Origin of the sequence: Clostridium sp. AF36-4 (assembly GCF_003435975.1) — a bacterium.
In the GTDB taxonomy this organism is placed as follows: Bacteria; Bacillota; Clostridia; order Lachnospirales; family Lachnospiraceae; genus Eubacterium_F.
In genome coordinates this window covers 63,852-76,405 of sequence record NZ_QTVH01000002.1, presented here as the reverse complement: position 1 = coordinate 76,405, position 12,554 = coordinate 63,852, and the positions used below count along the sequence as shown (strand labels likewise).

General features: G+C 38.0%; 16 protein-coding genes. All 16 read right to left on the bottom strand.

Annotated features, from left to right (window positions below; all coding sequences use genetic code 11):
- Window positions 1-8 precede the first annotated feature (8 nt).
- The gene (locus DW005_RS01545; protein WP_117477893.1) at window positions 9-227 is read right to left on the bottom strand and encodes an acyl carrier protein; all 219 of its coding nucleotides are present in this window, start codon (window positions 225-227) and stop codon (window positions 9-11) included.
- Between the two features lie 21 nt (window positions 228-248).
- Complete coding sequence (locus DW005_RS01540) at window positions 249-1,031, bottom strand: hypothetical protein (protein WP_117477892.1); 783 nt, start codon at window positions 1,029-1,031, stop codon at window positions 249-251.
- Window positions 1,032-1,043: 12 nt separating this feature from the next.
- The gene (locus tag DW005_RS01535) at window positions 1,044-2,108 is read right to left on the bottom strand and encodes a 3-oxoacyl-[acyl-carrier-protein] synthase III C-terminal domain-containing protein (protein ID WP_117477891.1); all 1,065 of its coding nucleotides are present in this window, start codon (window positions 2,106-2,108) and stop codon (window positions 1,044-1,046) included.
- Window positions 2,105-2,335 carry an acyl carrier protein gene (locus DW005_RS01530; RefSeq protein ID WP_022376496.1) on the bottom strand — a complete coding sequence of 77 codons (231 nt, stop codon included), beginning with the start codon at window positions 2,333-2,335 and terminating at the stop codon, window positions 2,105-2,107. The genes DW005_RS01535 and DW005_RS01530 overlap by 4 nt, the downstream gene beginning before the upstream one ends.
- Before the next feature lie 17 nt (window positions 2,336-2,352).
- Window positions 2,353-3,873, bottom strand: coding sequence for an AMP-binding protein (locus tag DW005_RS01525; protein WP_117477890.1), 1,521 nt, complete (start codon window positions 3,871-3,873; stop codon window positions 2,353-2,355).
- 20 nt (window positions 3,874-3,893) lie between these two features.
- Window positions 3,894-4,754: an AAC(3) family N-acetyltransferase gene (locus tag DW005_RS01520; RefSeq protein ID WP_117477889.1), complete on the bottom strand. Its 861-nt coding sequence runs from the start codon at window positions 4,752-4,754 to the stop codon at window positions 3,894-3,896.
- Window positions 4,755-5,498 carry an SDR family oxidoreductase gene (locus DW005_RS01515; RefSeq protein WP_117477888.1) on the bottom strand — a complete coding sequence of 248 codons (744 nt, stop codon included), beginning with the start codon at window positions 5,496-5,498 and terminating at the stop codon, window positions 4,755-4,757.
- Between the two features lie 2 nt (window positions 5,499-5,500).
- Window positions 5,501-5,722 (bottom strand): acyl carrier protein, encoded by a 222-nt coding sequence (locus tag DW005_RS01510; protein ID WP_022376500.1) that lies wholly within the window; start codon window positions 5,720-5,722, stop codon window positions 5,501-5,503.
- 22 nt (window positions 5,723-5,744) lie between these two features.
- Window positions 5,745-6,461: an SDR family oxidoreductase gene (locus DW005_RS01505; protein ID WP_117477887.1), complete on the bottom strand. Its 717-nt coding sequence runs from the start codon at window positions 6,459-6,461 to the stop codon at window positions 5,745-5,747.
- A 13-nt stretch (window positions 6,462-6,474) separates the two neighbouring features.
- Complete coding sequence (locus tag DW005_RS01500; protein ID WP_117477886.1) at window positions 6,475-7,470, bottom strand: ketoacyl-ACP synthase III; 996 nt, start codon at window positions 7,468-7,470, stop codon at window positions 6,475-6,477.
- 18 nt (window positions 7,471-7,488) lie between these two features.
- Window positions 7,489-7,704, bottom strand: coding sequence for a phosphopantetheine-binding protein (locus DW005_RS01495; protein WP_181974908.1), 216 nt, complete (start codon window positions 7,702-7,704; stop codon window positions 7,489-7,491).
- Window positions 7,705-7,717: 13 nt separating this feature from the next.
- A complete protein-coding gene (locus DW005_RS01490) occupies window positions 7,718-8,680 on the bottom strand; it encodes a hypothetical protein (RefSeq protein ID WP_117477884.1) in 963 nt (320 codons plus the stop codon).
- 28 nt (window positions 8,681-8,708) lie between these two features.
- Window positions 8,709-9,455 (bottom strand): SDR family oxidoreductase, encoded by a 747-nt coding sequence (locus DW005_RS01485; protein WP_117477883.1) that lies wholly within the window; start codon window positions 9,453-9,455, stop codon window positions 8,709-8,711.
- Between the two features lie 147 nt (window positions 9,456-9,602).
- Window positions 9,603-10,631, bottom strand: a complete 1,029-nt coding sequence (locus DW005_RS01480; protein ID WP_117477882.1) for an N-acetylneuraminate synthase family protein — start codon at window positions 10,629-10,631, stop codon at window positions 9,603-9,605.
- Window positions 10,632-10,656: 25 nt separating this feature from the next.
- Window positions 10,657-11,334, bottom strand: coding sequence for an acylneuraminate cytidylyltransferase family protein (locus DW005_RS01475; RefSeq protein WP_117477881.1), 678 nt, complete (start codon window positions 11,332-11,334; stop codon window positions 10,657-10,659).
- Window positions 11,331-12,554, bottom strand: a complete 1,224-nt coding sequence (locus DW005_RS01470; protein WP_117477880.1) for a putative capsular polysaccharide synthesis family protein — start codon at window positions 12,552-12,554, stop codon at window positions 11,331-11,333. Before DW005_RS01470 ends, DW005_RS01475 begins: the two co-directional genes overlap by 4 nt.

Here is a 12,554-nt window from a genome sequence, read left to right as displayed (position 1 = left end):
TTGTTCTCTTAATCTAAATAATCGCAAATGTCCTGTACTGTTTCAAAATTTTTAATTTCATCTACCGTCAGTCTTTTCTGCATTTCTTTTTTTACATAGGTCACTAAATATAATTTACTCATAGAATCCCACTCGTCAATATCCTCCAGTGAATCTTCTACTTTTAAAGTTCCCTCATCTAATTCCAAAATATCTTCTAAGACTTCCAATTTTTCCTGTACTGTCATGTTCAGTTCCTCCTTGCATTTTTATCTTTTTATAAATATATAATCAAAAGTGCCGTCGATTTCCCCGGCTCTTTTATTAGCCCCAAGGTTTCCAATTTCTGTCCACGAATAGCTGCTCTTCACTCCATAATGCTCTTTTGCATACTCAACGGCTCTTCGCTCCAAATTATAGGTTATATCTGCCGTACCGCTGTTATATATCTGATACCCATAGTATTTCTTCCCTTCTATCTGATACATTAGAAAAGCAATAATTTCTCCCTTCTCCCGGTATAATAAAACCCATTTTTTTCGAATTAATTGCAGCAATTCCTCCATAGACGGAAGCCTGCTTACACGAAAATCAAATATTTGGTACAACATTTGATACAATTCCACTGCATCTTTTTCGGTAGCAAATTCTCCAAAATTTTCTTCATAAAACTGCTCCATAAAAAGTTCATGTTTGGATTTTTCATGTTCACCACACAAATCCAGATATGTATGTCGAGCTAATGTTGTATAATGACGAAACAATGTATCATTCACCCAGGAAAATTCTGAAAGTTCCTCTTTCACAATATAATCCATTACTGCATCCGATGGAACCTTTTCAAATAAAGTATTTAAATCCTGTAAATCTACCGATGCAAAATAACATCTCAATAGATTTTCTTCCTGATCACAGAATACAATACTTGAATCCGTTGTCCATGTTACAAAATCCTTATCAGACTTTTGCAGTGACAAGTAATAATTTGAAACAAATGGTTTCCTCGTTTTTCTTAAATCGGAAATCCTTTTTACAATCTCTCTAATCTTCAAAGTCTGCTCCTCTCAATATTTTGATATCAGCATTTCACAAAAATCAAGATTTCCAAGTTCCATAATCATTGATCCCCAGGATAATCCCGCACCAAAACCGGACAAACAACAAGTATACGAATGATCGATTAATTTATCCTTTAAATTGTATGTTATATTCACCGGTATGGTTGAGCCACTGGAATTTCCGAAATTCTCAACAACATTCATCGGAACTTTATCCCATGGAATATTCATTTTATCCGCCAGTTTTTGCAGCATAAACTTATTTGGCTGATGGAATAAATACCACTCAATTTCATCCTTTGATTTTTTAGAATACTCCAAAATTTCTTCAATCAACGGTGGTACTTCTTTCTGCACAAAATTAAAGACTCTGGAACCATCCATCCACAAATCTTCATAACTTTTCATTGTGCCATCACCAATATCAACGAGCTTTACGGTCTCTTCACTATGTGGCATTTTGTAACCACCCGCATGCATAATCAATGCATCTCTTTCCGTTCCGTCATTATATAAATTCATATAAATATCAGCTGCTTTTTCATCATTTTCAAATACTGTAATTGCCGTGGCATCCCCGCCAAAACTTGGAGAAGAAAGAGGTGTCTCTCTTTTTTTTCGGCACAAAACATCGGTATTGAAAACTACCACTTTTTTATTTCCAACTACATCAAGCAGCATGAGTGCCTGCAGAGAACCCAACACAAAACCAACACATCCCTGCGGAATATCCATACAAATCACATCTTTTGGCAGTTTACATTCGCCATGAATGATATTGCTGATATGAGGAATGAAATAATCCGGTGTCAACCCGGTTACAACAACAGCGCCAATTTCTTCCCGTTTAATCATGTCATGTTCAAACATATAATTTAAACCATAGACACAAAAATCAGAACTCGTTGACGTCTCCTTTGCCGCTCTTCTTTTACCAAATCCCATGATTTTTTTCAACCGTCTGGTCTGTAAAGTAGCAATTTCTTTTGTCTCTTCATCATAATCATATTCATTTTCAGGCATTACCGTAAGCATTCCGGTAATTTTCTTTCCTTTAAATGTAGCAATCATAATGAGCCTCCATTTTTCTTAACAACCTCAGCAATTGTTTCGACAGACATAAAATTTTCCGGTATAATATCCAGCCCATCAATGGAGATGCCATATGTCTCATCCAATTCTGCTACTAAAGTAACCAAATCAAAAGAATCCAAATAACCATCCTCAATAAAATCCGTACTACTTTCAAAATCAAATTCCGGTCTGATATCTGCTAAAATCTTCTTAATTGTTTCCATTTTTTTCACTCCTTTATTTATATCATTGTCGACAACTTAAGCCGATCAATCTTACCATTTGTGTTTCTCGGAAGTTCTTCCATCTCATGATACTCTGTTGGAATCATGTATCTTGGAAAAGATACTGCTAATGCCTTCCGAATTTCTTTCTCTGAAATTCCATTGTTCTCATAAAACAAAACAATTTGCTTATTATCCTTATCATAGACCACGCAGCAATTAGGCGCCAGCTTTAAATTATTTACAATCTCATGCTCAATTTCACCAAGTTCAATCCGATATCCCTGATGTTTAATCAGGCTATCTTTTCTCCCTTTGAAATGAATCAATCCATCTTCCTCTAAACTAGCAATATCACCGGTTCGATAAATAAGTTCCGGGTAGGAGTGATTCAATGGATTTTGAACAAAAACTGCATTTGTCTTCTCCTGATTATTATAATATCCCATGGCAAGAGAAGTTCCTCGGACACAGATTTCGCCTTCCTCCGAAATCCCGCATGGTTGATCCTCTTCATTTAACAGCAAAATATCTGTGTTGTTGCAAGGAATGCCAATTGGCAGCGGTTCATCATCCGCATATTCTTTATCCACAATATAGTAGATGCAGTCTAACGTAATTTCGATTGGACCATACAAATTTGCAAACACAGCTTGTGGAACCATCTTTTTCCAGTAATTAAACTGCTTTGTCGGAAATACCTCTCCCGCAAACCATACGGTTTTCAATTTTGGAAGCGGAAGTTTTGCCAGTAAATCCATATTCGCTATATTTACCATTATGGTCGGTACCCAAAAAATAAAATTCACTTCTTTGTTTTGCAATTCCTCTAGCAATCTTGCCGGAAATACACCAAGCGAACTATCCAGTAAAACAATGGTTGCCCCTTTAAACATCATAAGACATAATTCAAAATCGTAAATATCAAAAACAATCGGTGACAGGGCACCAATAATTTCCTCTCCATCAAAGGAAAAAGTTTCATCCGCCCATTTGACAAAATCAAAAAAACTGCGGTAATTTAACACAACACCTTTTGGCGTTCCTGTCGAGCCTGACGTATTAATAATACAAAATGGGTCGGTGTCAATTAATTGGTTTCTTCTCTTTTGTAATTTCTCCTGATTCACACACATTTGAGATTCATCTATGCAATCAAGATTCAACAAAGTAACACCGTGTTTTTCCCAATCCATGATATCTTTATAGGCATCTTTTGTAATCACCATAACCGGTTTCAGTAGTTTTATAATATTCTCCAATCTGTGAACCGGCGTTTTAATATCCAGATTATTAAAAATATTGCAGCTGTATGATATGCCCAAATCAGAAACAACCGCTTCAATTGATTTTGGAAGTAAAACAACAATCGGACGATTTTTTACAGAACCTGCCAACTTGATAATATAACTACCAAGTTTTTGTGCCTTTTCCTGTAATCCGGCAAATGTACATTCTTCCTCCTTATGACGGACTGCCATTTTTTCAGGAACTCGCTGTACCGTTTCCTCGAAATAATCTAATACCGATTTGTACATAACTATACCTCCTTGTATTTTTACTGCACGGTCGTTACATTCCCATAAGAATATTCTTTAACAAGTGGTTTCGTATCATATGGCTCTGCCAAAAAACAATTCACATCCCTCGTAAGCCACTCAACCTCTTTATCGTAAGCTGCCTGCTCCGTAAAACATGCAATTGATGAATTACCAACCTTCTTTTTTAAGAACAGTCCCTCATCAATTAATTCCTGCTCAAACGAAGGTGGTACACACGGCAGAACATCTCTATATTTTACATACAAAATGTGCGCATCCGGTGTGGATACTCCATTTTCATCAATTATATTTCCTTCAAACTTCATGTCATATCGATATGGAACACGCAATTTCTCTTCTACATAGTGCATCTGTGTATGACACTGTGGAAGCTGTGCCCCAAAGAACATAATTCTTGCATTTTTCGTGTGATGAAAGCGGTCAAAAAAACTTCCCTCACCAAGTGATTTATTTCCACTAACTTTCGCAAGTTCTTTGTTTTCTCCAATAACACAAACAGACATCAACGGGTCCTTTGAGCGCACAGACTCCGGCATTTTTCTCACATACTCATTCAACATTCCCATTTTGCATTTTGTGTTTTTTACATCAAAATCCTCACGGTTTCCATAACTAAATGTAAAGGTAGGAAAAATTAGTGTTTTTACCCCTAATTCACAAATAGCGTCATATAAAACTTCTACCAGTTCCTTCCGTTTTAATTCTCTTGTCGGAAGACCAAAAGACAAATCCGTGTGGATAAGAAGAGCATCACAGTCATCTGCCTTTACCTCTTTCATAGCACGAACCAAATCACCATAGGTAATCCAGTTTTTTTCTCTATCTTGAAATAATTTTAGATTTTCTTCTCGTTTCACTTACAATCTTCCTCCATCCACATAAAATTTTCTTCCGGTGATAAATTTGGATGCATCACTCAGTAAATAAGCTGTCATATTTGCAATATCTGCCGGTTCACCAAGTGCCATTAGCTGCTGTCCAACAATATTGCTTTCCTCTCCACTTACTTCCGAAAAGGATGCCGCCATCGGCGTTGCAATCGGTCCAGGAACCACTGCATTCACGCGGATTTTTTTCTCAAACAATTCCACTGCCAGTGAAGAAACAGCCATCTCAAGAGCACCTTTTGTTGCCGCATAAACGCTCATACATTTCTGGGGGTAATGAGCATTAATAGCGGATAAACATACCACACTTCCACCATCGGAATTTGTTTTTTTTGCAAAATGTTTCATTAACTCCATAAAAGAAACATAATTGACTGCAAATATATCCTGAATTACATTTGCTGACACTACTTTTAACGGTATTACTTTAGCAATTCCTGCACAATGAACAAAACCATCTAGTTTTTTCCCTGTTTCCTTTATTTGTTTAAAAGCATCTGCATATTTTTCAAACTCTCTCAATTCTAAAGAGATTGACACATGCCCCTCTCCACTCAGATTATCTTTTGTCTCAGCCAGTCTCTGCTCATCTCTGCCTAACAAAACCACCTGTGCGCCAAGATTACTAAGCAGTATCGCTGTCTCCCTGCCGATTCCGGAAGAGGCACCTGTCACCATAATTCTTTTGCCTGTTAACTCCATTGGATTTATCATACTTATTTCTCCATATTTTTCATTAAATCGCCCACTTTAATATAAGAGCGAATTTCCGATGCATGCGGATATTTCCCAAAATGTTCATCCATCATTGCAATAACTGACAGTACAGCTACTGAATCCCAGGTTTCAAAATCTTCTAAAACCATATCTTCCTGCACTTCATCCGGTTCAACCTCTAAAATATCAGCAATAATTTCAATTTTTTCTTCTCTTGTCATTTCGTTCTCTCCTTTATTTATTTTATACTCCCGATGATACCGGGATAGCAGCACCTGTAATGTGCTTTGATTTATCAGACAGCAAAAATTCTACCAAATAAGCAATCTGAATCGGCTCAATCACGCCTAACGGCATTGCGTCAATTCCGTTATTCATTCCAAATCGTCCGCCTTCCGCAACCATAGGCGTATCCACATACGACGGCATAATTGCATTAACTCGGATTTTTCGTTTCAAAAATTCCTTCGCCATTACTTCAACCATCGAATTCAAGGCGGATTTTGAAGCTGCATATGTCAACTGCCCCATAACCGGTCGTGTTGCCGCCAGCGAAGAGATAGCAACAATCGATGCATTTTCATTGGAGTATTTTTTTCCACAAAAATATTTCCCAAGTTCTGCAAACGACATGCAGTTCACACGCATTGTCTCCTGCATACTCTCTACTGAAACACTACGTACCGGTATTGGATTCGAAATACCTGCGGCATGAACCATACCATCTAACTTCAAACCTTTTTCTTTGCAAAATTCAAATATACCTTTTATGCTTTTCAATTGGTTCAAATCACAAATGTAGGAATACACATGTTCACCAATTGCATTCTTTACTTCCTTCAGCCTTGTCTCATTTCTTGCCACTAAAACTACAGTTGCTCCCTGTTTGGCAAGGTACAAGGCCGTTTCTTTACCAATTCCTGAGGATGCTCCCGTGACCAATATATTTTTTCCCTGCATAATTCACCTTCTATCAATCTTCATAGAAAAAGTCGGTTTCTTCAATCGGATAAATATGTTTCGTATCCATATCCAAAACAACATTTGACCATGCCAATCCAACACCGTAGCCACACAGAAAAAAACGAACCCGTTCCTTCTTTTTTATCTCATCCACATTATTACATATGGTAAATGGCAAGGTTGCTGTCGATGTATTACCATATTCTTCATATGACCGAAGAACTTTGTTTAAATCAATTTCACACTCTCTGGCAATTCCATCTAAAATCAGTTTCTGCGCCTGATGCAAAATATAAAAATCAATGCTATCTTCCAAAATAGAATAATGCTGTCTCATATCACGGATACTCTGGCACACCTCATTTAAGGAAAAAAGTAGCACAGCGTTGCCATCCATCGTCAGCGTACCATCAAGACCCACGCTAATCAACTGATAACGCTCACCATCTGTTTTTTGTGCATAAAATAATGGGTTACCCTTTTCTATTTCAACTGCTGTTGCACTTGAGCCATCGCCAAACAATAATGAATCCGTTGTTGGCACCTCCATCATTTCTCGATATCGTCCGTCACCTACAAACAAAAGGCCTTTTCCACCGGTATTTTGGAGCAGTGCTGATATAATCTGCAATCCACTGACATACCCGGTACACCCAAGGTTCACATCAAAAGCCAGACAATCCTGCCCAATATGTAGTCTCTTTTGAATCAGCATCGCCGTTGATGGCGTATGAAAATCAGGAGATTGTGTAACATTTACGATCACTCGAATCTCATCACGGTTCCAGCCTAATTCATTTAATAATTTCTCGCCACACACACAACTAAGGTCTGCTGCCGATTGCCCCTTGTCCATAAGATGCCTGTGCTTAATTCCTGTGAGTGCAACCTGTTTTTTTGCTCTTCGGTTTCCTAGTTTCTCAGCTATAATTTCATTGTCCACAACTCTTTTCGGAGCCGCAGAAGCAATTCCGCAAATCTTTATATTGTCAAATTCACCATACATGGCGCAATCTCCTTTATACTATTTTAAATAGTCACAAATATCTTTTACCGTTTTAAAATTCTGTATTTCGTCATTCGTTAAATTTTCTCCATATAACTCTTTGACTTTCGCAGCAAGAGCTAACGTAGACAAAGAATCCCATTCTTCCAAATCGGAAAGTACCATATCAACTCCCAACGAATCCTCATAATCCATAATTTCTTCTAACAAATCCAGTTTTTCTTCTAAACTCACTGTATTATCCTCCTTAACTTGGTCTATCTTGATCTGCATCACCACGGAATACATCAAATTCGCCCCAAAGTGATGTAGCAAAATAAATATCTGTATTTTTTTGTTCAAATGGTGCAAAATAGTTTGGAATTATTGCTTCCTCATTCGTACACCATGAAAAACCAGCAGTAAATAAATATTCTTCCGGAACTCCATAACAATAAATATCCATATATTCATAGTTATTTTCATCCACAAACCGGTACACCTCTGATGCCGTATCGATAATTTCTTCATAAGGTCCGTAATAGTCTACAATTTTACAAGCTTTCGCACCGTCATGCTCAACCTCTCGAACAACGAAAAAAGCCTTAATCACACCTTCTTCATTCTGAATTCCCATAAAACGATACGTATAAATCGGATGCTGCATAAATCGATGAACAACATAATTAAAATCTTTGTAAGGAACCCGTCTTCTTTGCAAAGCATCATTATATATCATTCTCAATTTATCCTTTGTATGAATTTCAAACAGACGTTTCTTTGACATGCATGAAATTCTCTCCTGCTTTTTTATCACTTTCGCAATCCGGTATTCCATACAGGCGCCTAAAACATACAAATGCCCCATTGCCGCACCAAAGTATCCCAACATCTGATTTATTTTCAAAGCCCTCTTGTTAAGTCCCGGACCTATATCACATCGTGGATTATATATTTCATACATCTTTTTTCCAATATCCAATCCCAACTGAGGATTTTTCGTATGTAACACTTTCCACATCGTACCAACAATATCCGGATTTTTTGTGGAGTTGTATTTAATGACACCTATCATGCCACAAATATCATTGTGCTCATCTTCTGCAAGGACAACATTACAGCCTTCTTCATCGGTATACATCCAATAAAAAAATTCCTCATCTCTTGCCAGAATGTGATTTTCTTTCCAGTTTTTTTCAACAAACTGCATAATGGCTGGTATATCATCCATACCTGCCTTTCGAACAATGATGTTATCTTTAATATGTCATTCCTCCACTCATTACTATTAATTCTCCTGTAATATATTTAGCATTATCCGACAATAAAAATTCAGCCAGATAGGATACCTGCTCCGTATCAATAATACCAAGCGGCTGCCTTTCAAGAGCCGTTTCCATAAAATCTTCAAAGGTATCTTCCCCACTCACAAACATATCGGTCTTAACATTTGCAGGTAAAATTCCATTTACTCGGATTTTTCTCTTGAGAAATTCCTTTGACATTGTCTTGACAGCTGAATTCAACGCCGCCTTTGACATGGAATACAAAATCATCCCGGCATCATTTCGAATCGAACTAATCGACGAAATCGCCACAATCCCAGACTCATCATAGGAATTCTTTTTTGCCGAAAAACGTTTACACAATTCAACAAAAGAGAATGTATTTACATTCATCATATTCATAGCATCTTCCGTTTCAAACATCCGGATTCCACACATTTCAGCAATTCCGGCACAATGAACGAGACCATTTAATTTACATGCATTCTCTCGGCAGACGGTAAATATTTTCTCAATATCCTCCGTTTTACTCAAATCACAGGGAATCGTTATTGTATCCTGCCCAAAAGCCGTCTGTAATTGATGCAAAATTTCTTCGCGCCGTCCCACAAGAACCAAACGGGCGCCTTCCTTCGCAAACTGCTCTGCTATTGTCTTTCCAATACCAGAAGTAGCACCTGTTATTAATATATTTTTATCTTTCAGGGCATTACAATTCATCTTTTTCCTCCTTGGTCATAGGATAAATAGGAATATTTATTCATACAACCATATTTATTATCGACTATATATCTCTTTTTCTTTAGTGTGTCACAACAAGCATCATTATATCATATCGCATCTGGCTGGTGCAAGCCAATCCACCTGCTAACAAAAATCATCTTCCTTTAGCAGCACATTTTCATCAATATCCGTTGCCGCGTATTTACCAATAATTTCCTTCATGCGATACGCCGGAATTCCGGTACCCGGACGCTTCGACCAAATCATATCTTCTTCAATCCGCTGACCCTTTTTGATCGGACGCTTCGTAACCAGACTGCGAAAAGCCCACGAACGCGTTTCTTCCTCTCCCGGGTGCACTTTTTTGACAGAACCAAGAGCATCTTCCAATTTGCGGATACCGTCTACTAATTGATGAAGCTCCTGAAAATCAATCGATACCGATTGGTCCGGCCCCGGTGTCCGTTTATCCAAAATCACATGTTTCTCAATAATACGTGCTCCCAAAGTCACAGCACCAAAACTCGTATACAAATCCGGTGTGTGATCCGAGTGCCCGATAATTGCATCCGGAAAATGCTTTTCCATCTGAAGAATAAATTTAAGGTTAATATCCTCATACTTTGGCGGATATTCAGAGATACAGTTTGTAAAAGCAAGAGAAACTCCTGTCTGGTTCAACACATCATAAGTTCGCCGAATTTCTTCAATTGTACTCATACCGGTAGATACAATCATTGGCTTTCCCAGTCTTGCAATCCGTACCAGAGTTGGAATATCTGTCATCTCGCCGGATCCAATCTTAAAGGCATCGACTCCCATTGCATCCAGTTCATACGCCGCTTTCAGGCTAAATGGCGTACAAAGATATTGAATCCCAATCTTTTTGCAGTATTCCATCAGCTCCCGGTGCTGCTTCAGTGTAAGTGCATGCCGCTTCAAAAACTCATACAGCGGAATATTATTTTTCCCCGCAATTACAGCATCCGAAAGCATTTCTTCATCCGGCAGATGATGCTGAAACTTAATGCAGTCTGCTCCGGCAAGTTTCGCCTGACGACACATTTCCTTTGCCACTTCCACATCACCCATATGATTATCACAGCCCTCGGCAATAATATAAACCGGGTAGCCGTTTCCTATCATCTTTTTTCCAATCTGCAGTTCGCTCATAAAGTCTCCTCCTTCCTATATCTCCTCACAGTTCAATCGTCGGTATCGGCATAAAATGTTCTGCCAGCAAAAAATCGCTCTCCTCATCAATATCGATGCTGCGCTCCACAGGCATCACATAGCCAACCGGATTGTCATTAAAACTGGTATCCTTTGTCAAGTCTGCTACACGATTTACATATACCGCACCATTTACCCGATAAATTTCTTTCATATCCTGTCTGCGGATGGTACTTCCTCCTGACAGTAACGGCACTAATACGCCATCCGTACCAATCTCCCGCATCAAAACCGGATGCTCTTTTACTAGAGAAACAGATGCCACATCTTTGCCAGATGTAACCGCCTTATCAATTGCCTTTTCAATATCCTCCGCGGTACGAAGCGGGCTTGTCGGCTGCAATAAGACCACATATTCATACGTTTCCTGTAACCGCTCCAATACATCTATAACCGCATCAATCGTTTTCGAGGTGTCCATTGCCAGTGCTGCCGGACGTAAAAATGGAACATCCGCCTCATACTTTTTTGCCACGCCGGCAATCTCTTCGCTGTCTGTTGACACTACCACACGGTCAATTTTTTTACAGTCAAGTGCAGCCTGAATCGTATAAGAAATCAACGGCTGTCCATACAAATCTTTTATATTTTTCCCCGGAATTCCTTTACTTCCACCTCTTGCCGGAATTACTGCTAAAATCATAATTTTTCCTCCTCTACCACATGTTTTTCCCATTTCATACGGAATTTTTTAATATCTTCTTCCGAATAAAAATGTTTGATATATGGGTTATTAAAACTATCCTCGAAATACTGTCTTGTAATCGAAATTGTTTCTTTTACTTGCTGATACAACGGTGCATAATATTTATCTGCCGCATCATTTGCCCTCTTAAATTCAATTTTCGAATCCAGACCAGCAAATGCTAATAGTTCCTTTTGTATAGAATCAATTTTTTCCAATTGAAAAATAAATATTTCTAAACCATTTTGTTCTACAATCGAAAATCCTCGTTTTGTATCAAACGGTTCTGCCAGCAAATCAACTCCCAGACGTTTCTTAAACTGTTCCTCAAAAAAGTTCTGAATAAACATTGTTTTGTTATCCGAATGAATCGTTCGCTGAAAAATACAATCTGCCACAACACTGCCCGAATCCATACATTCTACCTTCTGTAACAATTTAAAATAGTCGTTTTCCCAATATTCTGGCTGGTCAATCAAATATCCCTCACCATCTCCAATTTGAAATAATAGTGAAATATTTTGTGAAATTGGTTCACGTACTGCTGTAATAATTTTATTGTGTAAAACATTCACCATCTCAAAAAATTTAGGAAGATAAAAGGACGTATGCCACGTTTCAACACACAACATAGAATCATACGCATTTTGCGAAAAAGCACCCGAAACTGTAAAATTACCTGTTTTAGGCGGCATACACAAGGCAACTGCCGAATCTATTTTTTGATTCATTGTGACCTTATCAAAATACTGATTCCACAAATTTTTTGTCGTATTTAAGGACGAAACTATATGTTCCAAATAATACTCATAAAACTCTTTATCCTGCTGAAAAAGTTCAAAAACCTTTCTATTTTTCATCATAAAAAATGCACTAAAACTTATATACTCCGTAATATTCATTTTCTTTAACTCATCCCGGATTTCATTCTCATAACTGCTTGCAATCTGAACGAGCACATTTCTATTTACCTTCGCTTCTTCCTGTAGTTTTTTCGGTGAAATTACCTCGTACCCCAAGAAGGAAGTGCCCCACTTCTCCTCATTGGAATCCACGAATGCACGAATTGGCACATCATGACATTCCAAATAATCTTTTACAATCTCTCCCCCTCCGGATGCTCCAAAAATATAAACATCCCGGCCTTTATACACTGAAAGACTCTTATAATTTTTCAT

What these genes read in the sequence shown, in the direction of transcription:
- DW005_RS01490 (WP_117477884.1), bottom strand. Translation starts at nt 8,680, where the DNA reads ATGGATGATATACCAGCCATTATGCAGTTTGTTGAAAAAAACTGGAAA.
- DW005_RS01500 (WP_117477886.1), bottom strand. Translation starts at nt 7,470, where the DNA reads ATGTATGGTGAATTTGACAATATAAAGATTTGCGGAATTGCTTCTGCG.
- DW005_RS01530 (WP_022376496.1), bottom strand. Translation starts at nt 2,335, where the DNA reads ATGGAAACAATTAAGAAGATTTTAGCAGATATCAGACCGGAATTTGAT.
- DW005_RS01485 (WP_117477883.1), bottom strand. Translation starts at nt 9,455, where the DNA reads ATGAATTGTAATGCCCTGAAAGATAAAAATATATTAATAACAGGTGCT.
- DW005_RS01475 (WP_117477881.1), bottom strand. Translation starts at nt 11,334, where the DNA reads ATGATTTTAGCAGTAATTCCGGCAAGAGGTGGAAGTAAAGGAATTCCG.
- DW005_RS01510 (WP_022376500.1), bottom strand. Translation starts at nt 5,722, where the DNA reads ATGACAAGAGAAGAAAAAATTGAAATTATTGCTGATATTTTAGAGGTT.
- DW005_RS01525 (WP_117477890.1), bottom strand. Translation starts at nt 3,873, where the DNA reads ATGTACAAATCGGTATTAGATTATTTCGAGGAAACGGTACAGCGAGTT.
- DW005_RS01470 (WP_117477880.1), bottom strand. Translation starts at nt 12,554, where the DNA reads ATGAAAAATTATAAGAGTCTTTCAGTGTATAAAGGCCGGGATGTTTAT.
- DW005_RS01480 (WP_117477882.1), bottom strand. Translation starts at nt 10,631, where the DNA reads ATGAGCGAACTGCAGATTGGAAAAAAGATGATAGGAAACGGCTACCCG.
- DW005_RS01505 (WP_117477887.1), bottom strand. Translation starts at nt 6,461, where the DNA reads ATGCAGGGAAAAAATATATTGGTCACGGGAGCATCCTCAGGAATTGGT.
- DW005_RS01545 (WP_117477893.1), bottom strand. Translation starts at nt 227, where the DNA reads ATGACAGTACAGGAAAAATTGGAAGTCTTAGAAGATATTTTGGAATTA.
- DW005_RS01535 (WP_117477891.1), bottom strand. Translation starts at nt 2,108, where the DNA reads ATGATTGCTACATTTAAAGGAAAGAAAATTACCGGAATGCTTACGGTA.
- DW005_RS01515 (WP_117477888.1), bottom strand. Translation starts at nt 5,498, where the DNA reads ATGATAAATCCAATGGAGTTAACAGGCAAAAGAATTATGGTGACAGGT.